This window comes from Devosia sp., assembly GCF_965229025.1.
Classification (GTDB): domain Bacteria; phylum Pseudomonadota; class Alphaproteobacteria; order Rhizobiales; family Devosiaceae; genus Devosia_A.
On record NZ_OZ245853.1, the window covers coordinates 3,512,588 to 3,535,082 of the forward strand.

The 22,495-nt window shown below is 62.6% G+C and carries 22 protein-coding genes; 7 read left to right on the plus strand and 15 right to left on the minus strand.

Translation table 11 applies throughout. The annotated features are described in order from the left end of the window. Positions 1 to 44: 44 nt before the first annotated feature. Positions 45 to 608 (plus strand): hypothetical protein, encoded by a 564-nt coding sequence (locus tag ACO06J_RS17075; RefSeq protein ID WP_421761918.1) that lies wholly within the window; start codon positions 45 to 47, stop codon positions 606 to 608. 1 nt (position 609) lies between these two features. Here ACO06J_RS17075 and ACO06J_RS17080 read toward each other — a convergent pair whose 3' ends face one another. Further along, entirely contained in the window at positions 610 to 1,059 is a 450-nt protein-coding gene (locus ACO06J_RS17080) for a TerB family tellurite resistance protein (RefSeq protein WP_421761919.1), read from the minus strand. 206 nt (positions 1,060 to 1,265) lie between these two features. Here ACO06J_RS17080 and ACO06J_RS17085 point away from each other — a divergent pair, with 206 nt between their 5' ends. Genes ACO06J_RS17085 through ACO06J_RS17095 form a run of 3 tightly spaced genes read left to right on the plus strand, consistent with a single transcriptional unit; the run spans position 1,266 to position 7,019 of the window. Continuing rightward, on the plus strand, positions 1,266 to 2,114 hold the full coding sequence (locus tag ACO06J_RS17085; protein ID WP_421761920.1) for an ImuA family protein: 849 nt from the start codon (positions 1,266 to 1,268) through the stop codon (positions 2,112 to 2,114). Further along, entirely contained in the window at positions 2,005 to 3,672 is a 1,668-nt protein-coding gene (locus ACO06J_RS17090) for a Y-family DNA polymerase (protein ID WP_421761921.1), read from the plus strand. Before ACO06J_RS17085 ends, ACO06J_RS17090 begins: the two co-directional genes overlap by 110 nt. Continuing rightward, positions 3,669 to 7,019 (plus strand): error-prone DNA polymerase, encoded by a 3,351-nt coding sequence (locus tag ACO06J_RS17095; RefSeq protein WP_421761922.1) that lies wholly within the window; start codon positions 3,669 to 3,671, stop codon positions 7,017 to 7,019. Before ACO06J_RS17090 ends, ACO06J_RS17095 begins: the two co-directional genes overlap by 4 nt. 50 nt (positions 7,020 to 7,069) lie before the next feature. Here the strand turns inward: ACO06J_RS17095 and ACO06J_RS17100 are convergent, their stop codons facing one another. The 5 genes from ACO06J_RS17100 to ACO06J_RS17120 all read right to left on the minus strand — a co-directional run bounded on the left by ACO06J_RS17100 (position 7,070) and on the right by ACO06J_RS17120 (position 11,685). After that, the gene (locus ACO06J_RS17100; protein ID WP_421761923.1) at positions 7,070 to 7,546 is read right to left on the minus strand and encodes a chemotaxis protein CheW; all 477 of its coding nucleotides are present in this window, start codon (positions 7,544 to 7,546) and stop codon (positions 7,070 to 7,072) included. A 74-nt stretch (positions 7,547 to 7,620) separates the two neighbouring features. Continuing rightward, positions 7,621 to 9,882: a chemotaxis protein CheW gene (locus tag ACO06J_RS17105; RefSeq protein ID WP_421761924.1), complete on the minus strand. Its 2,262-nt coding sequence runs from the start codon at positions 9,880 to 9,882 to the stop codon at positions 7,621 to 7,623. Positions 9,883 to 9,918: 36 nt separating this feature from the next. Then, a complete protein-coding gene (locus ACO06J_RS17110) occupies positions 9,919 to 10,278 on the minus strand; it encodes a response regulator (RefSeq protein ID WP_055874686.1) in 360 nt (119 codons plus the stop codon). Positions 10,279 to 10,282: 4 nt separating this feature from the next. Then, positions 10,283 to 10,576 (minus strand): STAS domain-containing protein, encoded by a 294-nt coding sequence (locus ACO06J_RS17115; protein ID WP_421761925.1) that lies wholly within the window; start codon positions 10,574 to 10,576, stop codon positions 10,283 to 10,285. A 65-nt stretch (positions 10,577 to 10,641) separates the two neighbouring features. Continuing rightward, positions 10,642 to 11,685: an enoyl-CoA hydratase/isomerase family protein gene (locus tag ACO06J_RS17120; RefSeq protein ID WP_421761926.1), complete on the minus strand. Its 1,044-nt coding sequence runs from the start codon at positions 11,683 to 11,685 to the stop codon at positions 10,642 to 10,644. A 47-nt stretch (positions 11,686 to 11,732) separates the two neighbouring features. Between ACO06J_RS17120 and ACO06J_RS17125 the strand changes: the two genes are divergently transcribed. Further along, on the plus strand, positions 11,733 to 13,076 hold the full coding sequence (locus ACO06J_RS17125; protein WP_421761927.1) for an NAD(P)H-dependent oxidoreductase: 1,344 nt from the start codon (positions 11,733 to 11,735) through the stop codon (positions 13,074 to 13,076). Then, positions 13,073 to 13,615 (plus strand): NAD-dependent epimerase/dehydratase family protein, encoded by a 543-nt coding sequence (locus tag ACO06J_RS17130; protein WP_421761928.1) that lies wholly within the window; start codon positions 13,073 to 13,075, stop codon positions 13,613 to 13,615. The genes ACO06J_RS17125 and ACO06J_RS17130 overlap by 4 nt, the downstream gene beginning before the upstream one ends. Here ACO06J_RS17130 and ACO06J_RS17135 read toward each other — a convergent pair. From ACO06J_RS17135 to ACO06J_RS17155, 5 genes are all read right to left on the minus strand, one after another. Continuing rightward, a complete protein-coding gene (locus ACO06J_RS17135; protein WP_421761929.1) occupies positions 13,612 to 14,592 on the minus strand; it encodes a zinc-binding dehydrogenase in 981 nt (326 codons plus the stop codon). The two genes, ACO06J_RS17130 and ACO06J_RS17135, sit on opposite strands and share 4 nt — an antisense overlap. A 72-nt stretch (positions 14,593 to 14,664) precedes the next feature. Continuing rightward, on the minus strand, positions 14,665 to 15,801 hold the full coding sequence (locus ACO06J_RS17140; RefSeq protein ID WP_421762533.1) for an ABC transporter permease: 1,137 nt from the start codon (positions 15,799 to 15,801) through the stop codon (positions 14,665 to 14,667). Continuing rightward, a complete protein-coding gene (locus tag ACO06J_RS17145; RefSeq protein WP_421761930.1) occupies positions 15,795 to 16,760 on the minus strand; it encodes an ABC transporter ATP-binding protein in 966 nt (321 codons plus the stop codon). The genes ACO06J_RS17140 and ACO06J_RS17145 overlap by 7 nt, the downstream gene beginning before the upstream one ends. After that, positions 16,757 to 17,707, minus strand: coding sequence for an HlyD family secretion protein (locus tag ACO06J_RS17150; RefSeq protein ID WP_421761931.1), 951 nt, complete (start codon positions 17,705 to 17,707; stop codon positions 16,757 to 16,759). Before ACO06J_RS17150 ends, ACO06J_RS17145 begins: the two co-directional genes overlap by 4 nt. 10 nt (positions 17,708 to 17,717) lie before the next feature. Beyond that, complete coding sequence (locus ACO06J_RS17155) at positions 17,718 to 18,383, minus strand: TetR/AcrR family transcriptional regulator (protein WP_421761932.1); 666 nt, start codon at positions 18,381 to 18,383, stop codon at positions 17,718 to 17,720. Between the two features lie 226 nt (positions 18,384 to 18,609). Between ACO06J_RS17155 and ACO06J_RS17160 the strand changes: the two genes are divergently transcribed. Then, a complete protein-coding gene (locus tag ACO06J_RS17160) occupies positions 18,610 to 18,789 on the plus strand; it encodes a hypothetical protein (protein ID WP_421761933.1) in 180 nt (59 codons plus the stop codon). Between the two features lie 94 nt (positions 18,790 to 18,883). On the opposite strand, the gene ACO06J_RS17165 is transcribed toward ACO06J_RS17160, so the two are convergent. The 4 genes from ACO06J_RS17165 to ACO06J_RS17180 form a co-directional block, all read right to left on the minus strand. Beyond that, positions 18,884 to 19,465, minus strand: coding sequence for a DUF4360 domain-containing protein (locus ACO06J_RS17165; protein ID WP_421761934.1), 582 nt, complete (start codon positions 19,463 to 19,465; stop codon positions 18,884 to 18,886). Positions 19,466 to 19,538: 73 nt separating this feature from the next. Further along, complete coding sequence (locus ACO06J_RS17170) at positions 19,539 to 20,897, minus strand: hypothetical protein (protein WP_421761935.1); 1,359 nt, start codon at positions 20,895 to 20,897, stop codon at positions 19,539 to 19,541. Between the two features lie 66 nt (positions 20,898 to 20,963). Next, entirely contained in the window at positions 20,964 to 21,560 is a 597-nt protein-coding gene (locus tag ACO06J_RS17175) for a DUF4360 domain-containing protein (RefSeq protein WP_421761936.1), read from the minus strand. A 184-nt stretch (positions 21,561 to 21,744) separates the two neighbouring features. Next, positions 21,745 to 22,494, minus strand: a complete 750-nt coding sequence (locus tag ACO06J_RS17180) for an aspartate/glutamate racemase family protein (protein ID WP_421761937.1) — start codon at positions 22,492 to 22,494, stop codon at positions 21,745 to 21,747. Position 22,495: the final 1 nt, after the last annotated feature.

Sequence of the window (22,495 nt, forward strand, 5' to 3'; positions counted from 1 at the left end):
AGAAATCGCATGTGGCCTTTGTGCCTGAAGGAGGTCTTGCTGCAATGGGTCGAATGTTCGCGATGCTGCTCGCCGGAGCGCTGCTTCTGGGCCTCGCGAGCGGGGCCCAGGCCCAGCTGTTAGTTTCGAGCTATACCGACCTCGATCTCGATGAGTGCACGGTAATGGCGTCCGACGATTTCGGCTCGACCTGGGCCTGTGCGGGGCTCAAGGGCATGCCGGTCATGATCGCTGAGACCGACCAACGCATGTTCGTTTCATACGGGCTCACCTCGACCACGGAAAAGGCCGCCAAGCAGACTTTGCCGCTATTCAACCATCTTGGTCCGGAGATCGAGTGGCGGGTATCCAATGCAGAGGGCGCCTACAGGCCGTTCGCGACAATTCTCAAGTACTTCGTTCGCAGCGAAGCCAGCGAGACCGAAGGTCAGGTGCTGGTCGTGACTAGGATCGCCCCAGGCGCAACCTGCCACGTCGCCTATATCGATGCTCTCGCCAATCCCGATGCAAACGAGTTGGCGCGCAAGGCGGCCGATGAAAAGGCAGCAGACTTCGATTGCAAGAACGAGCCGGAGATTGTCGGCAAGTTCGAGGCCTGGGCGCGCTAGTTTAGAGCGCCTGGGTCTCGTGGCCCCGCGCCATCTGGTTGCGCAGTACGGTGCGGTCGCGGGCCGAGACGCCGATCAGTTCGGCGATACGCCAGACCATGTTGTCTTCAAGCTCATGGTTCTTGTTGTCGGCAAACACCACCAGCCACATCATGCGGATGATCTCGAGTTTTTCTGCCGCGTCGAGCGAGGACAGCGCCGAGGTGAAGCGATAGAAATCTACCGATTCCTGGTCGCGGCGTGTGGCTTCCTCGATGAGCTTGCGCACCTCGGAATCGGTCAGCCCGTAATAGTCCTGGAGCGTTGATTCGAGCGCTGTTCGCTCCTCGGCTTTGACCGAGCCATCGATCGCTGCGAGGTGCACCAGCAGGGCGGCAACGGCCAGCTTGGGCTCCATCGAGAGCATGGTGGCGTCGGGTTTGGAAAAGATGCTGCGCAGCGCCTCGAACATGACTTTGTCTCACTTGGTTGCGGTCAAGATAGGGACTAATCCGCTTTCGTGGAAGTGGGGCCGGAGCGGGTCACGTGAGGGTGACCGACAAAGTCAAAACAGAGTCAATCTCACCTCGATTCAGGTCTTGCAGACTCGCGCCTTGACTCTCGGCATGACTCTGGTGTTCTCTATTTGTTCCAGTTGAGCACCAAAAGGAGGCTCCCATGGCGAGCCTCGCCACGGCAGAGCTTGACGCCCTGCGCGCTAAAATTGCCGCCATCGAAAAGCGTCCCGTGCTGTCCGAGGGGGCGGCAGAGCATGCTCTGCGCCCGGCTGCTGCCCCTCAGATGCCCGCCCGCTCCGAGGCGGCAGACATTCTCGCCACTCCCGCCGGTGTGCTGCATGAAGTGTTTGCCGATGAGCAGCGCCTCAGCGGCACGGCACTCGGCTTTACCCTGGGGATGGCGCGCGGGCTGATTGGAGGCGAGCGGCAGGCTATCCTCTATCTTCAGCTTGCCGCCGAGACCCAGGAGCTCGGTCTTCCCTACGGCATCGGATTGGAACGGTTCGGGCTCGATTCGGACAAGCTGGTGATCGGCCGCATCGAGAGCCTTACCGAACTGCTCTGGGCCATCGAGGAGGCCATCGCCTGCCGGGCGATCGCGGGCGTGATCGTCGATCTCGCCGGCCATCCCAAGGCGCTCGATTTCACCGTGTCGCGCCGGCTGAGCCTTCGTGCGGCAGCAGCGGGCACCTCCGCCTTCCTCCTCCGCTATGGCCGCCAGCGCGAGGCCAGTGCCGCAAAACTGCGCTGGCGCGTCATGGCTGCGCTCAGCGCCGAGCAGCGCTTCGATGCCTTCGCCCCTGGCCCGCCCCGCTTTGTGGTCGAGGTCGAAAAGCGCCGGCTCGGCGGCACTTCGCAACGCGCAGAAAACACCAGATTGACCCTGGACTGGACAGAAAATGGCTTCGTTTCAGTCGAACCCCGGTTTGGATCTCAGCTTTCGAACAGCACGCCGATATCTCGTCCTCAACCTGCCGCGCTGGGCCACCGATTGTCTCAAGCGAGCTGATGTGGCGCTCGCCGCTTCGGTGCGGCCGCTGGCGCTTTGGGAAAAGCAGAAGGGCGGCATGCGGCTGGTGGCGCTCGATGCTGCTGCCGAATCGGCTCGGCTCACTCCCGGCCAGAACCTTTCCGACGCGCGGGCGCTCGTCCCCAACCTTGAGGTGCGGGAGATCGACCGCGCCTATATCGAGCAGGTGTTCGCCGATTTTGCCGATTGGCATTCCAATGCCAGCCCGATCGTAGCCGTGATGACAGATGTTACCGCCTTTGGTGATCTGGTCCTCGATATCACGGGTGTGCAGCACCTGTTCGGGGGTGAGGACAAGCTGCTCAGGATGCTGGTGGGCCGGCTCAGGGCACTCGGCTTTTCCGTTTCGGGCGCGATTGCCGACACTGTCGGCGCGGCCTGGGCGCTGGCGCATTTTGCCCCGGGGATCATTGCGGCTGACCAGCTTGAGACCGTGCTCGCCGAGCTGCCGGTGGTAGCGTTGCGGCTTGATCCTTCCCAAGTTGCGGGCCTCAACCAGATGGGCCTCAAGCGCATCGGCCAGCTCTATGGGCGCGACCGCAAGGGGTTGCATGCCCGGTTCGGCGCCTCGCTGCTGTTGCGGCTCGATCAGGCGCTGGGCCGGATCGAAGAACGGATCACGCCACGCATCCCTATTGCCGAATACCATGCCGAACGGCGCTTTCCCGAGCCGATCGGCTTCATGGACGACGTGCTGATGACGACGCGCGATCTTGCCATCCAGCTCGCGCTGCGGCTCGAAGCCGAAGGGCTGGGGGCACAGAGCTTTCACCTCTTCCTCTACCGGGTCGACCACAAGGTGATGACGCTTTCGGTCAATTCCGCTCGTGCCACGCGCGATGCCAACCATATCGCCCAGCTTTTCATCCACCGTTCCGAGCGGTTGGAGGGGGAGTATGATGCAGGTTTTGGCATCGACATGATCCGGCTTGCCGCCAGTTCAGTGTCACCGGTTGAGAGTGCGCAGATCGGCGCCTTCGAAATCCGTGACGGGGCCGCGGATATCGAGCGGCTCTATGACCGGATGACCAGCCGGCTCGGGCCCTTTGCCCTGCTGCGCTCCAAGTTCATCAACACCCACATCCCCGAACAGGCGGTGAAACTCGAGCCGGCCGTGGCGCGAACCGAGGATGATCCGGCAGCTGCCCCGCCTCCCGGTCTGGTTCGCCCGCTACGGCTCTTTCCCACGCCCGAACCGATCAATGTCATCGCCGAAGTGCCGCATGGCCCGCCGATGCGAATGATCTGGCGGCGCGTTGCCTACAAGGTGCAAAAGGCGACCGGCCCCGAGCGGATCGAGGCCGAGTGGTGGCGGTCTGGGAAGCGCCTGGCACTGTTGCCCCGGCATCCGCAGCCCGAGCAGGTCGATGCTGCCTCGCCGCAACTGCCGGGTATCGAGTTGTTCCAGCCCACCAGCACGGTGCGGGATTATTATGTGATCGAGGACGAGGGCGGGCGCCGCTTCTGGGTGTTCCGCGTCGGGCTCTATGGGGCCGAGGCAACCCCCCGCTGGTTTCTCCATGGGTTGTTCGCATGAACCTGTCTCAGCCCGTGCCCCCCTACGCCGAACTGATGGCGACCAGCAATTTCTCGTTCCTCCGCTCCGGCTCGCACCCGGAGGAACTGGTCGCCGCCGCTATCGCTCTCGGGCTCAGCGGCATCGGCATTGCCGATCGCAACAGCTTTGCCGGGGTGGTGCGGGGCTATGTGGCGCATCGGGACCTCAAGGAAACGGCGCCTGACTTTCGCTATGTCGTCGGGGTTCGGCTCTGCTTTGCCGATGGCACGCCCGACATCGTCGCCTACCCCTCGGATCGCGAAGCCTATGGCCGGCTCTGCCGCCTCTTGAGCCGGGGTAACCTCAAGCCCGAGAGTGAGAAGGGCAAGTGCGCGCTCAGCTTTGCTGACCTCACCGAATTCATTGAAGGGCAGTTGCTGATCCTTCAAGCCGACGAAACCAACCTAGAGCATAGCCGCGAGGTGCTACATGAACTGGCCCGTCTGGCCCGCGGCAATGTCTGGCTCGCCGCAGCCGCGACGTTCACCGGCACCGACCGGGCGCGCCTCAACCGTCTCGCGGCGATGGCTGCCGAAGCCCGCGTGCCGCTCCTAGCCGTCAACGACGTGCTCTACCACGAGCCAAGCCGCAAGATCGTGCAGGATGTCGTCACCTGCATCCGCGAGCACCTGACGCTCGAGGTTGCCGGCCGGCGCTTGGGGCAGAATGCCGAGCGCCATCTGAAGCCTGCGAGCGAGATGGCGCGGCTCTTTGCCGATCACCCCGAGGCGCTGAAACAGACCCAGGTGATCCTCAGCCGTATTGGTTTTTCACTCGACCAGCTACGCTACAACTACCCCACCGAAACCATCGGTAATGGCGAAACCGCGCAGGAAACGCTGGAGCGTCTGACCTGGGAAGGAGCCCGCGAGCGCTACCCGCAAGGCATCCCGCAAAAGGTGCTTTCGAGCCTTTGGGCCGAGCTCTGCCTTATCGCCTACAAGAGCTACGCCTCCTACTTTCTCACCGTGCACGACATCGTCCGCTACGCACGGCACGACCGCAAAATCCTTTGCCAGGGGCGCGGCTCAGCGGCCAACTCGGCGGTCTGTTACTGCCTCTCCATCACTGCGGTCGATCCGGCCACCGCCAACCTCGTATTCGGGCGGTTCATTTCCACCGAACGCGACGAGCCGCCCGATATCGATGTCGATTTCGAGCATGAGCGGCGAGAGGAGGTAATGCAGTACATCTACAAAAAGTACGGCGGCGCCCGCACCGGCCTCACCGCCACCGTCATTTCCTATCGCTCGAAAAGCGCCATCCGCGAGACCGCAAAGGTGTTCGGCGTCTCGGAGGATATCGTTGCCGCACTCAACCAGATGCACTGGGGTTGGGGCAATTCTGCCGACCTCAAGGGCGCGAGCATGCTGCAACTCGATCCCAACGATCCGACCCTGACACAGATGTTCAATGTCATCTCGGTGCTGAAATCCTTCCCCCGGCACCTCAGCCAGCATGTCGGTGGCTTCGTCATCACCCGCGATTCGCTCGAAAGCCTGGTGCCGATTTCCAAGACCGCCATGGAAAGCCGCACCATTGTCGAGTGGGACAAGGACGATATCGACGCGCTCGGCATCCTCAAGGTCGATGTGCTGGCGCTGGGTATGCTGAGCTGCCTTCGCCGCTCGTTCGAGCTCTTGCACCAGCACTACGGCCGCGACCTGAGCCTGCCCGACCTTATGGCCGAGGAGGCGCATCCCGAGATCAAGGCGCCGGTTTATAATATGACCCACCGTGCCGACACGATCGGGGTGTTCCAGATCGAGAGCCGCGCGCAGATGTCGATGCTGCCGCGCCTCAAGCCGAAAGAGTTCTACGACCTAGTCATCGAGGTGGCGATCGTCCGTCCCGGCCCGATCCAGGGCGGCATGGTGCATCCTTACCTGCAGCGCCGGCAGAAAAAAGAGACGGTCACTTTCCCTCGTCCCGAACTCGAAGCCGTGCTCGGCCGCACCCTGGGGGTGCCGCTGTTCCAGGAGCAGGCGATGCAGATCGCCATTGTCGGCGCCGGGTTTTCTGCCGGCAAGGCTGATCAGTTGCGGCGCGCCATGGCGGCCTGGAAGCGCAATGGCCGACTTGCGCAGTTCGGCGAGGAGTTCATCTCGGGCATGATTGGCAATGGCTACCCCGAGGACTTCGCCAAGCGCTGCTTTTCGCAGATCCAGGGGTTCGGCGAATATGGCTTTCCCGAAAGCCACGCGGCGTCCTTCGCGCTCCTCGTTTATGCCTCGTGCTGGTTCAAGTGCCACTACCCCGATGTGTTTGCCTGCGCCCTGCTCAACAGCCAGCCCATGGGCTTTTATTCGCCCGCGCAGATTGTCCGCGATGCGATTGAGCATGGGGTCGAGGTGCGAAGCGCCGATATCAACCGCTCCGACTATATCCACGTGCTCGAATCAGGGTTTCCGGCGCGCGAGCGCATCGCAAAGCAGCACGCCGAAATGCAGCCCGATATCTGGTCCAACCGAGCCATCCGGCTTGGCCTCAGGCAGGTGAGCGGCCTCAAGCAGGATCATGCCAACCTGATTATCGCCCGGCGCGGCGCCGGATACGACTCCGTGCGCGACCTGTGGCTGAGGACCGGGCTGCCGGTGGCAACGCTCGAAAAACTCGCCGAGGCCGATGCGTTCAGCTCGCTCGGGCTCAGCCGCCGCGAGGCGCTATGGACCGTGCGTGGGCTCAATGGTGCGGCCGGCGCCGAGCGTCTGCCGCTATTCTCAGTCGGCCACCGCGACTCACAGGCCGATGATAACGACGGCCAGTTGCCGCTGATGCCGCCCGGTGAGGATGTCGTTCATGACTACCGGACCCTGTCGCTGTCGCTCAAGGGGCATCCGGTCGGGTTCCTCAGGCCTGAACTTGATCGCCGCGGCACCTTGCGTTGCGCCGATCTGGCTGAAAAGCGCAATGGCGCCATTGTCGAAACCGCCGGCCTGGTGCTGGTCCGCCAGCAGCCAGGGACGGCTAGCGGGGTGATCTTTTCGACGCTTGAGGATGAAACGGGTATCGCCAACATCATCATCTGGCCCAAAACCTTCGAAAAGAACCGTAAAGTGGTGCTTGCCTCACGCCTTCTCGCGGTGCGGGGCGAATTGCAGCGCGAGGGGCTGGTCACCCATTTGATCGCGCGCAGCTTTACCGACTTCACGCCGCGCCTGATCGAGCTGGCTCAGGGCCATGACATCGGCGATGCGGTGCTCGCGCGTGGCGATGAGGGTAGGAGCGGGCCGCCGCCCGGTCGTGACGAGGGCGAGCGCCGCCGTCGCGAGCAGCTCAACCGCGAAGCCTATGCCGCGCTGCCGGTTGGTCGCAACTTCCACTAAACAAAAAGGCCGCCCAGAGGCGGCCTTTTCAAAAGAGTGAGACTTTTGCCTCAGCTATCCATCTTGGCGCCCGATACCACGGCGTGCAGGTCGATCAGCCCGACCATGCGGCTCTCATGGGTGACGATACCGTTGAGCAGTTCGGTATCGATCGAGTTGCCTTCGGGCACGTTGTGGATGTCATCCTTTGCGACCGTCAAAATGTCCGACACGGCGTCCACCAGGATCCCCACCCACTTGTCGCCAACCGACATCACCACCACGACGTGGTTCTTGGTCGGTGAGGTCGGGCCCTCGCCAAAACGGGCGCGCAGGTCGAAGATCGGCACGATCGTGCCGCGAAGGTTGATGACGCCGCGCACAAATTCACGGGTATTGGGCAGCGGAGTCGCACCATTCCAGGCGCGAATCTCGCGCACCGTCGTGATCTCAACGCCGTAAGTCTGCTCGCCAATCGAGAAGGCGATCAGCTGCAACGAATTCGCCCCCGCCGCATTGCTGCCTGACGCATCATCCTTAAACGCCATGGATTCCATGGTACTCGACCCTTTCTCAACACCCATTTCCGGGTGGTACTAATGTTACGGCACAGTGCGCCAGACTACGCGGCGCTCTTGTGCGAGGAATTTGCTGACTTCAGGCCCTGCACATCGACGATCAGGGCTACATTACCGTCGCCGAGAATGGTGCCGCCGGCGATACCTTCGATCGACTGGAAGTTCTCTTCCAGCGACTTGATCACCACCTGCTGCTGGCCAATGATGTCATCGACGATCAGCGCGATCTTGATGCCGCCCTCAGCCTCGCACAGCACGACGAACCGGCCGTCATTGCTGTCATTGCTCACCATGGCAAAGCGGTGACCGAGGTCAACCACTTGCACATACTCGCCGCGGACCTGCAGCACCTTGGCACCCGACGGCACCCGGCTGAAGTTGGCGCGCGCGCACTGGATGGTTTCAACGATCGAGGACAGCGGGATCACGTAGGGGCTGCCTGCGACCTTGACCAGCATGACATCGAGCACGGCGAGCGTCAGCGGCAGGCGCAGCGTCATGCGCGTGCCCTTGCCGGTCCAGCTCTTGACGTGCACCGAGCCGCCAATCTTCTTGATGTTGGAAAGCACCACGTCCATACCAACGCCGCGGCCGGAAATGTCGGAGACTTCCGATGCGGTGGAGAACCCCGGCGCAAAGATCAACTGGTCGATCTGTTCTTCGGTCAGCGTCTGGTCGGGCCCGACCACACCACGGTCACGGGCCACCTGCAGCACGCGCTCGCGGTTGATGCCGGCGCCGTCGTCTTCCACGACGATCAAAATGTTGCCGCCGGCCTGTTCGGCCGAAAGGCGGATGACGCCCGAATCCGATTTGCCGTTCGCGGTCCGCTTGGCCGGCATTTCAATGCCGTGGTCGGCGGAGTTGCGGATCATGTGGGTCAGCGGATCAGAAAGCTGCTCGATGATCGTCTTGTCGATTTCGGTGTTTTCACCAATCGTTTCGAGGCGGATCTTCTTGCCGGTCTTGGTGGCGAGTTCGCGCACCAGGCGCGGCATGCGGCTGAACACGGTTTTGACCGGTTGCGCACGGATCGCCATCACCGAGTCCTGCAGGCCGCGCGTCGTCTGGGCCAGCACTTCAAGGCCGCGCACCAGTTCCTGGTAGCGAGCGCGGAGCGTTTCATCCATCTGCTGGGTGAGCATGGACTGGGTGATCACCAGTTCACCCACCATGTTGACGACGCGGTCGATCTTGTCGAGATCGACGCGAATTGACTGCACGCCGTTACGGCGGTCTTCGGTCCCGTTGCGGCGGTCGCCATCTTCGGTGTCTTCGGCCGGGGCGCTCTGCTTGAGCGGGGTCGGCATGACGGGCGGGGCAGCCTTGAGGGCTGGCTTCATGGCGGCGGCGATTTCGGCGAAGCTGACGACTTCGCCATCTGCCGCGGCGTCCGCGCTAAAGGCGACGACCGGGTCGGTTGCCTTGGCGGCCACGGGCGGCGCTGAAACTGGCGCGGCGGTGACCGAAACCGGAGCAGCGATCCGGGAAATGGTCAGGTCACAATTGCCTTCGACAAACTCGAACACCTCGGTGATGGCCGCTTCAGTGACGGTCGGTGAGGTGAGGGTGATCTCCCAATGGCAATAGACGCCAAACGGTTCGAAGTCAGCGAGCGCCGGGATATCGTCGAGCTTGGCCAGAACCTTGATTTCACCGAGCGCTGCCAGTTCGCGGAACAGCAGCAGCGGGTCGTTGGCGCGCGCATAGAGTTCGGAATGGGGGGTGAACTTCACCAGCCACCGGGCTGCTTCGGGCTCCATCGGTGGCGCTGCAAAACTGTCGTCGGTAGGCCCGGCAAGCAGATCCGAGAACCCTGACGGAACAGCTACGTCGTCCTCTGCGCCAGCGATGGTGACCATCACCGGCACGAAATCGATGTCGAACTCCTCCATCGGCTCGCCGGCCATGTCGGGATCGTTGCCGGAGGTAAGGGCGTCGAACTGGGCTTTCTCGTCAGCGCCATAGCCAGCATCAAGAGCGACACCGTCCTTGGCTGCAGCGATGAAGTCGGCGACAATATCGTTGGCCCGCACGCACAGCGTGGCGACGTGCTCGCTCAGCTCAAGCCGGCCATCGCGAACGTGGTCGAGCAGCGTCTCGTAAGCATGCGCAAAACCCACCAGCGCGGTGAAGCCAAACGCGCCACCGCCACCCTTGATCGAGTGAATGGCACGAAAGATCGCGTTCAACCGGTTGGAGGAGCGATCCCCTTCCTCGATGGCGGCGAACTGTTCTTCGAGCTCCAGCAAGAGCTCGGAGCATTCGTCGAAGTATGTGGCCTTGAAGTCGTCTAGATCGCTCATGGAAACGCGCAGAACCCTTCTGGGTTGTTGGCCTGTTTAGTGCACGACGCGGTGGATGACCGAGATCAGTTTTTCAGGGTCAAACGGTTTGACGATCCAGCCCGTGCCACCGGCCGCCCGGCCCTGGTCGCGTTTGTCCTGGCTGGTTTCCGTGGTCAGGATCAGGATCGGCAGAGAATTGTGCATGCCTGAGGCGCGCACATTCTTGATGAACTCGATGCCGTCCATGACGGGCATGTTGATGTCGGTGATCACCACATCGACGCTCTCGTTCTTGAGAACATCGAGGCCTTTCTGGCCGTCTTCTGCCTGTAGCACTTCGAAGCCTGCATTGGACAAGGTGTGGTGCAGCATGGCGAGAATGGTGCGAGAATCGTCAACTGTCAGAACGCGCATTGAATTATATTCCTTCCATAATCGGTGCGAACTGGGCGCCGATGCCGAGCCGGTCTACGGCTGCTCGAAACGGCGCACTCGGTTCGAAAACTGCAAAACCAAAATTATTGCGACGCGCCGTTTCGGCTGCGCTCAGCAACATGAAGAGAGCATTTGTCGAGACCCGTTCGACAGCTTTGCCGCCAACGCGTACGGGGCCGCTTTCAACCGCGTCAATAAGCTCGTCCCGAATAAGGTCGAGCGCATCTAGATCAACGATCGCCGGCAAGGCGACGATCTTTTCACTGTCTTTGGCCATGGACTCGGCTGCCCCCAAAGGTTCTGGTCCGGCCGTCAGCATCCATTGGAACGGTTGAAGAAGTGCTAAGACTCTGCCCGATTGAGCTCCAGAGGGGGCAGAATAGTTGCCGCGATGACTTGCCGGGCCACTGCCGCGAACTCTTTCGGAGTCCAGGCCGGCTTCTGATCCTTATCGACAAGCACAGCCCGCACGCCCTCGGCAAAATCTGGCATCCGCGCCAGCATCTTTGCTAACCGCAGGTCCAGCGCCAGCACCTCAGGCGTGCTCGACAAGTATCGTGCCGCGAGATGGCTTTGTACGATAGCTTCAAGGCTGGTGGGCGAGCGGCTGTTCAAGGTGTCGGCCAGCCTGCCAGCCGTGGCCGCAACAATCGATTCGGCGCTTTGCCAGTCGACATCATAAGCTGCGACCAGGTCGGCCTCGATACAGAAGACCGGCTCACCAGCGGCGACAGACTCACTTTGAACAAGCTCCCGCAAGGCGAGGTCGGGGTCGGGTGCTGAACTCGCGATGCCGATCGCCACCCTGATGGCTTCCCGGTGCTCCGGGTTGCAGACGGCATCGACGAGGCCGAGTTCCCGCGCATCGGCGGCGCCGACCGCGATCCCGGACATCAGAAACAGAAGCGCCCGGTGCAGCGGCACTTTGCCCAGGATGCGGTTGACACCGACATCCGCCACAAAGCCGATCGCCGCTTCGGGCATAGCGAACTTTGCGCCATCCAGCGTGAACCGATAGCGGCAGTGCCCGGCAATCCCGATGCCGCCCCCCATCACCACGCCATGGGTCAAGGCGACCAGCGGCTTGGGATAGGCTGCAATCAGCGCGTTCATTCGGTATTCGGCGGCGAAATAGGCGTCCGCGTCTTCGCCGCGCCCGTCGAGGATCGCCTGGCGAACCCAGCGCACATCACCGCCGGCACAAAATCCACGCGGGCCGCGGCCTTCAAACAGCACGACCCGGAGTGCAGGAACATCCTGCCACTGTAAAAGCGTCCGAGTGATGCCCTCGATCATTTCAAGGCTCAGGGCGTTGATCGCTTCGGGACGGTTCAGCGCGATCACGCCAAGCGGCCCGTCGCGGACGATATCGAGCTGGGTGGTCATCGTTCCTCAGTTCCAAAGCGTGCCGCTGAGTGATAGAGCAGCCGCCCATGAAGGCCAATATCCCAGCTGTCCCGCTTACTAACGTGCATCTGACAGGCATCGCCCGCGACCTCAAGGCGCGCGCCGATGCCGGCAAGCCTATCCGCATCGGCGTCATCGGCTCGGGCGAGATGGGCACCGACCTTGTCACCCAGGGCGCCTTGATGCGCGGCATCGAGATTTCGGCCATTGCCACCCGCCGTCCGCAGACGGCGCGCGACGCCACCACCATTGCCTATGGCGACGATTCGCATGCCGTCGAAGCCGACACAGAGAGCAAGATCACGGCTGCCATTGAGGCGGGCAAGCTTGCCATCACCTCGGCCGAAACGCTGGTCACCAATCCGCTGATCGATGTGGTGATCGATGCCACCGGCAAGCCGGGCGTCGCAGCGGACTATGACCTCCTCGCCATGGAACACGGTAAGCACCTCGTCATGATGAATGTCGAGGCGGACGTGACCATCGGGCCCTACCTCAAGCAGCAGGCGGACCGGCTCGGCGTCATCTACTCGGTCGGCGCCGGCGACGAACCATCGAGCTGCATGGAACTGATCGAGTTCGCCTCGGCGCTCGGCTATCGCATTGTTTCTGCGGGCAAGGGCAAGAACAACCCACTCAACCATTTCGCCGTTCCAGACGACTACCGCGAGGAAGCCCTCCGCCGGAACATGAACCCGCGCATGCTGGTGGAGTTCGTCGATGGCTCCAAGACCATGGTCGAGATGTGCTGCATCGCCAACGCCACTGGGCTGGTGCCCGATGTACCTGGCATGCACGGCCCCAAGGCCGACCGCGACGACATGGTCAAAGTGCTGATCCCGCGCGAAGATGGCGGCATCCTTCACAAGAAGGGCGTCGTCGATTTTACCGTCGGCAAGGGAGTGGCGCCCGGCGTCTTCGTCATCGTCGAGGCCGAGCATCCGCGCATCATCGAGCGGATGGATGACCTCCATGTCGGGGTCGGGCCCTACTATGCCTTCTTCCGCCCCTACCACCTCACCTCGCTCGAAGTGCCCCTGACGGCGGCGCGCATCATGCTCTACGGCAAGCCCGACATGGTGCCGCTGCCACGGCCGGTTGCCGAAGTCTGCGCGGTCGCCAAGCGCGATCTCGCCGTCGGCGAGACCTTCGACGCGATCGGCGAGACCTGCTATCGCAGTTTCATTCTGACCATCGGCGATGCGCGGGCACAGCAGGCCGTTCCGGTCGGGCTGCTCGAAGGCGGCAAGGTGCTGAAGCCGGTCAAGAAGGGCGAGCTGCTGACGCGGGCCAACGCGACGCCGGACCAGACGACACGACTCTTCGCCTTGCGTCAGAAACAGGATCAGATGTTGTGGGGGACAGCATGACGACAGTGATTTTCGGCTCAGAAGGCAATGTCGGCCGCCGGCTCAAGGCGGCGTTTCCGGGTGCCATCGGCATTGATCGGGTCGCTGGGGCCGATATCGTCGCGGACCTTAAGACCATCGACTACGACGCGCCGGAGATCCACGCGCTCTTGGGCAAAGCCGAAATCGTCCTCCACGTCGCCACCTCGCCAGACGTCGATGCGCCCGACGAGGTGCACTACCAGGCCGTCGTCGATGCTGCACGCCTGCTGCTTGCGTGCCAACGCTACCCGGTCCCCCGGGTGCTGCTGCCCTCGTCAGACTGGGCAGAGCCCAAACGCGGCTGGGCGGCGATCAACCCCTACGGCTATTCCAAGCGGATGTTTGAGGAAATGGCGGCGATGTACCGGTTCTCGACCGGCAAGATCTGCGCCGCCATGCGCATTGGCTGGGTCGCTCAGGACCTCGCTCAGGTCAAAGCCTCTGCCCCTTGGCTGCAAGCCAATTACTGGGACGATGCCCGCCTGATCCGCGAGGTCAAGAAGGCCCTCGACCTTTAGCGGCTGCCCCGCAAGGCGATCTTGCCCTTGCGGCCCGGAACCGCGCTGGCATTGGCGGCCTCGCGTGCGTTTGACAGGTCATAGGCGGCCTCGATCTCGAGCTTCAGCGCGCCAGTCCCTGCGAGCTTCACCAGTTCTCCAATCATCCGGCCCAATTCAGCGGGGCTCGTCTGTTCGGACCGCTTGGCGCCCCAGAAGCCCTTGACCGTCGCGGTCTTGAACAAGAGGTTTGCCGGGCTGATCACCAGCGGTTTTCCCGACATGGCGCCAAACGAGATCAGCACGCCGTTCTGTCCGATCGTCTCCATGATCTGGTCGGCTGCCTCGCCAGCAACCGAATCGATGGCGCGAATGATCGGCGCGCCGCTGGTGATAGCCTTGACCCGATCCTGCCACCCGGCCGTTTCCGTCGATACGGCATTGCCGATCCCGAGCGCAGCCAATTCGGCAATTCCCGCGTCACGGCGAACGAGGTTGACGACATTGACGCCGCGGGCCGGCGCCAGCTGCGCGAACACCTTGCCGACTGCGCCATTGGCGGCATTCTGGATCACCCAATCGCCGGCCTTGATGTCGAGATCTTCAAGCAGCATCAGCGCGCTCAGCGGCATCGAGACCAGCTGGCAGCCGGTTTCATCGGAAACGGTGTCCGGTAGCGGCACCAGCCGCTTGCCATCTACCAGATAGTATTCCGCCCAGGTCGCCGATGCGCCACCGGCAACACGCTGGCCAACGCTCAGGTGGCTCACGCCGTCGCCAAGCTTGTCCACCACACCCATCGCCTCGGTCCCAGGCACTGCGGGCAGCGCCGGTTTATAGCCATAGGTCCCCATAATAATCGCGAGGTCATGGTTGTGGATCGGCGCCAGCCCCATCTTCACTCGCACCTGACCCGGACCGGGTTCAGGCAGCGGGCGCTCTGCCAGTTTGAGGACTTCGCCCGGCGCGCCGAACGCCTCGAACACAACGCTTTTCATTGCTCAATTCTCTCAATGGTGCGCCGTATATCGAGCCTTGGAGGACATCCCGCAAGGCCGGCAGTCGCCTGATCAATCCAGCGTCTGCCGATAGCGCAGCATAGCGATCGCTGCGATCACGACGAGAATGATGGTGAGGCTGGTAAGTTCGCCGGCCACGTCGGCGAGTTCCCCGGCCTTCAGCATCACCTTGCGCACGATGCGGAGGAAATGTGTTGCTGGCACCGCGGTGCCGATGAACTGCGCCCAGCCGGGCATGCCGGCAAAGGGGAACATGAAGCCCGAGAGGAGGATTGAGGGCAGGATGGTGAAAAAACTCAACTGCATCGCCTGCATCTGGCTCCGCGCCGCGGTCGAGATCAGAAAGCCGAGCGCCAGGTTCACCACGATGAAGAGGTTGAAGCCGATAAAGAACGCCAGCCATGAGCCATCGAACGGAACGTGGAAGATCGCAGCTGCCGAGAGGAGGAACACTACAGTCTGCACATAGCCGACAAACACATAGGGCAGGATCTTGCCCAGCATCACCTCAAGCGGTCGCACCGGGGTTGCGATCAGCATCTCCATGGTGCCGCGCTCGGTCTCTTTGACGATGGCGACAGCGGTGATCATCACCATGGTCATCGACAGGATAATCGCGAGCAGCCCCGGCACGATATTGGTCGAGGTCTTGCCTTCCGGGTTGAATTCGCGGTGCACCACCACTGAGAACGGAGCCGGGTTGGCTTTGGGCGCCAGTGGCCCGGTCAGCGTTTCGGAGATTGCCACCGTGACAATTCCGGAGAGTGCCGAAACCGCGCCTCCCGCTGCCGACGGATCGGACGCGTCGGCGGCCATAAGAATCTGAGGGCTCAGCCCCCGCACCACATCGCGCTCAAAATTCTGCGGGATAACGATGACAAAGTTGGCGTCGCCGCGCCGCAGCGCCTCTTCGCCCTCGGCAACACCGCTCACCGGTCCGCGAAAATCGAAATAGGACGAGTTCTGCATTCCCGCGAGCACGGCGCGGGTCACCGGGCCGTTGTCGTTCAGCTCCACCAGCGTCGGCAGCTTCCTGGGGTCGGAGTTAATGGCAAAGCCGAACAGCATCAGTTGCACGATGGGGAGCACGATCATCATGGCAAAAGTGATGCGGTCGCGCCGCATCTGGATGAACTCCTTCACCAGCACCGCCCGGAACCGACCCGGCGAGAACCCGTCGCTCATGATGCGGCCCCCGCTGAAGGCTTAGGCTTGGCATCGGATGCGAAATTGTCCTTCGAGCCCGCCATCAGGTAGATGAAGGCCTCTTCGAGCCCAGCCACCTGCAGGCTCCAGCGATGCGTGCCTTCGGATTTAAGCCGCTCGATCGTTGCACCCAGCACTGCCTTGTCAGTACCGGAGACGTGCAGCACCGTGCCGAAGCGCGCCACCTGCTCAACTCCGGGCTCGCTTTTCAGCCGCAGCTCCAGCGCCGGCAGGTCGGGCCCCTCAGCGCGCCAGGTTTCGAGCCCGACCATTGCCGGGATATCTGCCGATGGCCCGTCGATGAGCTTTTTGCCGTAGGCGATGTAGGTGATGAAATCGCACTGCACGGCCTCGTCCATATAATGGGTGGAGACGAGCACGGTCACGCCCCTGGCGGAAAGCCGACGGATCTCGTCCCAGAATTCGCGCCGTGCCTTGGGGTCGACGCCCGCTGTCGGCTCGTCGAGCAGTAGCAGTTGCGGCTCATGCAGCAGGCACGCGGCGAGCGCCAGCCGCTGCCTCCAGCCGCCCGAGAGCGACCCTGCCAGCTGCTTTTGCCGATCGGCGAGTCCCAGGTCGGTCAGCGCCGCATCAACGCGCGCCTTGCGCCGGTCAAGCCGGTACATGCGGGCCACGAAATCGAGGTTTTCGCGGATCGAGAGGTCCTCATAGTAGGAGAACTTCTGCGTCATGTAGCCGACCTGTTCCTTGATCCGGCGGGCGTCCCGGCGTACGTCGAAGCCTAGGCAGGTGCCTTCCCCCGCATCGGCGGTGAGCAGACCGCAAAGCATACGGATTGTCGTGGTCTTGCCCGACCCGTTGGGTCCCAAAAATCCGTAAATGGCGCCGCGCGGCACCTGGATATCGAAGTGATCGACGACGCGCTTGGGGCCAAAATCCTTGGTCAGGCCCTTAACGTCGATCACCAGGTCGGCGCTCATTGTGGCCTCGTCAGCGTCACCGGCTGCCCCGGTTGCAGCATCACCGCCGCGTCGAGCGTCGCCTCGGCGAGAAAACTCAGCCGCTGACGTTCGTCGCGCGAGTAGATCACCGGCGGCGTGAACTGCGGTTCGGACGCCATATAGCTCAGCGTTCCGCCAATTCCCGGTGGGCAGCCGTCGCAACTGATCGTCACCGGGTCGCCCATCCTGAAGTCCTGCCGTGCGGTCTGCGGCAGGTAGAACTTCACCTTCAGCGCTCCCTCTGGAAGCAGCGAAAGAACTGGTGTGCCGGCTGCGGCCATCTCACCGGCGTCAAAGAACAGCCGCTCCACCTTGCCGCCGGCTGGCGCCAGCACACGTCGATCGGCGAGATCGGCGCGGGCCTTTTCAGCGTCGGCCTTTGCGGCGGCAAGGTTGGCCTCGGCCTGCCATTGCTGGGCATCCCGGGCCGGCAGTTCGGTCACCTTGAGTTGCGCCGAAAGCTGACGCACCATAGCTTCCGCGCTCGCGAGGTTAGCCCGATCCTGGTCCAGCCGTGCCTGTGGCACCAGGCCCTCGGCAAACAGCTTGCCGCTGCGGGCCGCGCTTTCCCGCGCGAGACTCACATCGGCCTCCGCTTTCGAAAGTGTCGCGCGCACGACGGCGAGCTCGTCTTCGCGGCCGCCTGTCGCAAGGTTTTCGAGGTTGGCTTCAGCCGCTGTCACCCGCGCGTCGGCCGCATCGACAAGCGCGCGTTGCTGGCTGTCGGCCAGCGTGAACAGCAGGTCGCCAGCCTTGATCGTCTGGCCTTCGGTGACAGCGATGCTCGCAATCTGGCCACCGGTCGAGGACGCGGCATAAAGGTAATCCGCTTCGACATAGCCGTTGTAGTGAGGCACCTCGCTGACGCCGAAACCAGGCACCACCAGGCCGATCAGTCCAACCATCCAGGCAATGAACTCGTTCATCTCGTGCTCCTTACGAGCTCGACCATTGCCGGGCGCTTGGCGGGGCGCTCAGGCCGTCAAACAGGATGGTCAGGTGGTTGTCGATCAGCCGCTCCATATGCAGCCCATCCTCGGGCATGATGCCGAAGACCTCGGCCATGGCGATGTGCATCATCAGCGGCCCGATGATCGAGCGGATGGTCAGATGGGGGTCGACCTGCCGCAGATAGCCTTGCTCGATGCCATTGCGCAGCAGGGCCTCGAGGGTGGGGATGACCCGGTCCAGCACCTCGCGGCGATACATCGCTGCAAGCTCGGGAAAGCCCAGCACTTCGCGGAAGATCAGTTTGGGAATGGCGATCAGCTTGTCGTCCTTCAGCCGCAGCGCCAGCATTTTCAATACCGCCGTGATGACGATCCTGGGATCGCCTTCGTAGTTCTGCAGCGCGCCAAGGGCGTTCTCTGCGATGGGGAGCACCGCGCGCCGTACTAAGCCTTCGAGCAACGCTTCTTTCGAAGGGAAGTAGAGATAGACCGCGCCCTTGCTGAGGCCAGCCCGTTTGGCGATATCTTCGACCCGCGTCGCCGCAAAGCCATTCTCGATAAACAGCGCCAACGCTGCGTCGAGCACCTCATCGGGCCGTGCTTCCGCCCGTCGTCGAAACTTCGGACCACGCTGGGTTCTGTCTTCCTGCATCTCAAGCATGCTCTTGCTGACTGACCAGTCAGCTATTACTAACTGACTGGTCAGTCATTTGCAAGGGGATACCTTCTGAGTGTGGCTCGATGGATCGGTTTGGCCAAAATACATGGGGAGGTGTGCGCTGAGGCGCGCAAGCAAGCATTAAGCAAGCTATGGCAGTCTCGTTCGACGGGGGCCGGCATACGGTCTATTGGGTCAACTCCTGGGTGGAGCATCCTTCATGCGTGCAGTTGGACTGGCAGCTTTGCTGCTGAGCGTGCTATTTTTCCTGTTCCCGTTTTACCACAGTTACGTGCCGTTCCTGCGCCTCGGCGTCGGCGAGACACGGCTCCTTGGCGGGCTGCTGCTGGCCGTCGGCGCCCTCACCCTCGCCATCTACGGTCGCGAGCCAGGGCGCTAGGCACATTCCCTTCTCCCCGTCGGGGAGACGGTGCCCGAAGGGCGCATGAGGGGGCCGGATAACCCCTAGATGCTATCGAAGTCCGCGCTCTGCCTCAGCAGTCGCGCCACTGCAGCGAATAGACCACCGCTGTCTTCACATCCTGCGCCTTGACGCTGAACGATGCGGCTTTGCCGCCGCTGGCCTTGACCAGAATGCTAGAATTGGTGCGCAGGATCACGTCGGCCCCACAGGCGGACCAAACTTTGGCCGTCAGGGTGTCGCTGCTCATGAACGCACCAGTCTTGGGACCGGTGATGTTGCGAACGAACTTCGGGCCGCTGCCGCCAGCAAGGAAGTACTCGGCGCTGAACCTCGCACTGGCTCCCGCAGGAAGCCGGCTCTGGCCGCGGAAATCGATGGCAATGATCGAAACGCTTTTGCCCGCCGGTACCTTCACAGGAATAGCGAGGTTGCAGGTCTTGCGGTCCAGCGACTTGCCGGACGAGCCGCCAGCTGAGGCCTGATAGTTGTCAAATCGCAGCGTCAGGCTCTTGCCGCCCGCGCCCAACGCGACATCGGCGGTGCCAGCGGGGCAGCCATTGCCGCCATAGCCGGGTTTGCCCAGGCTGATACCGGCCGCCTGGGCCGGCAGGCAAAGGACGGCAAGGGCGAGGCCAAGAATCAAGGCTTTCATGTTCGTACGCTCCAAAATGCCACCCGCGATTGTTTCTGCGGCGGGCTGCTGGGCACCGCCGAAATTGTTGTCTCTAGAAGGCGATCCGGACGCCGGCGCCAATCTGTGCATGGGTGCCTGATACCGTCCCGCTGGAGCCATTGACGAAGACATTTGCGGTTGTCGTCGGGGTCACTGCCCAGCCGAGGCGGGCCCCGTACTGCACGAAAATGTCGTCATCGCTGGTCCCGGTGAGCGGGCCGACAAAGGCAATGTCGGTCACCACACCCTCGGTCGCATGCGTCACTCCGAGCGCCGCATGCAGCGTCATGTCGAGGTCCGATGAAAGCGCGCTGGTCCAGGCGATCTGCGCCTTGATCGTATCGAAACCGCCAGTTCCGCCTGCCACTTCGGCGTTGAACAAATTGTCGTCGCTGAAGCTCTCGGTATAGCCATCGTAGCTCAGCCACGTGTGCATCAAGGTGCCCGAGAAGGCGATCTGGTTCGTAAGGTCAGGGGCGAACAGCATGCCGCCAGTCACGTAGGCACCGGCCATGCTGCCGCTCGTCTCAGACAGGACGGTCGCGCCGTCTTTCGAGCCATCCTCATAGGAACGCGAGAAGGTGAGGTTCATCCCCGGCGCGGCGTTGAAGCCAACTTCGGCAAACGGCCGGAACGTATTCACCCCCGGTTCGAGATACCGCACCGAGCCGCCAAACAGCGATCCGCTGGCGCCCTCCTGGTCAAACAGCGCCGCCCCGCCATCGATGCTGAACCCGCCGCCAAGGTTGTAGTGTGCCGTGGCACCCAGAGTGTGCGAGCCGAGCGCCCCCAGCAGCGACACGCTGTCCGGCGCTTCGAGCGGCTGGTCGTCGCCTACCAATAGGTCTGCCGTGGTATTGAGGTGGGTGACGAAGGTCATGCCCTGTGCGGCGAGGCTGTCGACTGACGCCTGCTGCGAGATGAGTGTGGTCCTGCCCGCCTCGGCAAAATCGAGGGAATCGAGGTTGGTCGTCCCCACGCCGCTTCCGCCCTCGAGCAGGCTCAACTGGATTCCGAGGTCGATCGTGCCGTTCAGCCCGCTGCCGATATAGTTCTCGAAGTAGATATCGCCGTCGATCAGGCCTGAAACGTCAGCCGAATCGGTGACCCCGTCGTGGCTAACCGCAATATGAGCGCTGTCGCCGTCATCAAGGAAGCCGCGGTATTGGGCTTTGTAAACAACTATGGTGCCCGCAGGTATCGGGTCCCCGGGTGCCAGGGCGTTGACGTCGATGCTGGCGTCACAAGTTGCAACGGGTGCACCGGTATTTGCGGTGGTGGGCGCTTCAAGGTCTGGAAGGCTACCTGAATGCGAATCCGGCATCACTGCGCCGCCGCAACTCGCTGCCATCGCGCCAGAGGCGAGGCCAAGGATCACCGGCAAGGATGCCGAAATTGCGAGTAGTCGCATGGCATAACTCCACAACGCATTTGGGGCGGCACGCGGCCGCCCCGTCGTTTTAGCGTTAGCGCAGTGTTAGCACTTCTTCCACTGCAACTGGTAAACGATGGCGGCGCTCACGTCTTCGGAGTCAACGGTTGCCAGCGCTTCCTTGTTGTTCTTGGTGGTGACCTTGATGGATGAGTTGGTGCGCAGGTTCACATCTGCGCCGCAAGCCGACCACACAGAAGCCTGGGCGACCAGTTCGTTGTGGATCGTGTAGTCCTCATCCAGCGCACCCTTGAAGGTCTTCTTGAACGAAGGACCTTTGGTGCCGGCAAAGAAGTACTCGACGTTGAATTCTGACGACGCGCCAGCCGGCACGTTGTTATAGCCGCGATAGTCGATGGCGAGTACCGAGATCGACAGGCCCTGCGGGACATGGACCGGGATCGCGATGTTGCAGCTCTTGCGGTCGAACGCCTTGCCGCTGTCGCCACCGGCCTGCGCCGAGTACGCGTCGAACAGCAGGCTCAGGGACTTCGCGTCGGGGCTCAGCGTCGTCGAGACGCTACCACCGGGGCAACCCGTGCCACCATAACCGGGCTCGCCCAGCGAGATGTCGTCGGCATGTGCAACGGAGACAAAGCCTGCGCTGAGGGCCAGAGCTGCGAGCGCCAGAATGGTTTTCATTTTTTGCTTCCTTAGGGTTGAACGAGGGATCCGCCCACATCCTTGACCAGACCATAGCCTGAGCCGTCTGACCGCTAGGTGAGTCGACGGTTCAGGAGCTGTTCATGTTCGGAAATCTGGAAGGCAATGTTGTGGTGACAATGCGGCTTTTGTCGCGCAGGCAACCACTTGGGGCAGCTGCCGCTCAGGCCCCGGTCAGCACACCCGGCGCAACGAACTGCGCGATGGTGCCGACGAAATGCTTGGCGATCGGGGTAGCGTACGACCCTCGCTTCGAAGTTGTCAGCCCCTGGGCAACCAAGGCTTCCGCCAACTTCACTGCCGCTCCGACCCCGTCGATCACTGGCATGCCGAACTCCCGCTGCAGCGTGCGGGCCAGGTCAGCCATGCCTGCACATCCCAGAACGATCGCCTCGGCCTTATCATCTTCAATTGCCTTGGCAATTTCACTACGCAGCCGATCGCGGGCGCCGGAATTGGGGTCTTCGAGCGACAGAACCGGGATGTTCGAGGCCCGGACATTGGCACGGTCCCCCATGCCATAGCGCCTCACCAGTTCTTCCACCGGCACACGCGAGCGGTCGAGCGTCGTCACCACCGTGAACCGCTTGGCCAGCATGGCCGCAGACATACAGGCGGCCTCGCAGATTCCGATCACCGGAATGGTCGCCAGCGCCCGGGCAGCGTCGAGCCCCGTGTCATCAAAGCACGCGATCACCACCGCAGCGGCGCCTTCCGCCTCGCCGCGTGCAATCTCGTGCAGCAGTCCGGGGAGCGACATGGCCTCATCGTAATACCCCTCGATCGATACCGGCCCCGCCATTGAGGTGCGGGCGTCAATCTCGGTGCTGGAAGCCGCAACCAGTCGCGCAGCATTGGCTATCGTCGCGGTCATACTGGCGGTGGCGTTCGGGTTTACGATAAGCAGCCGCACC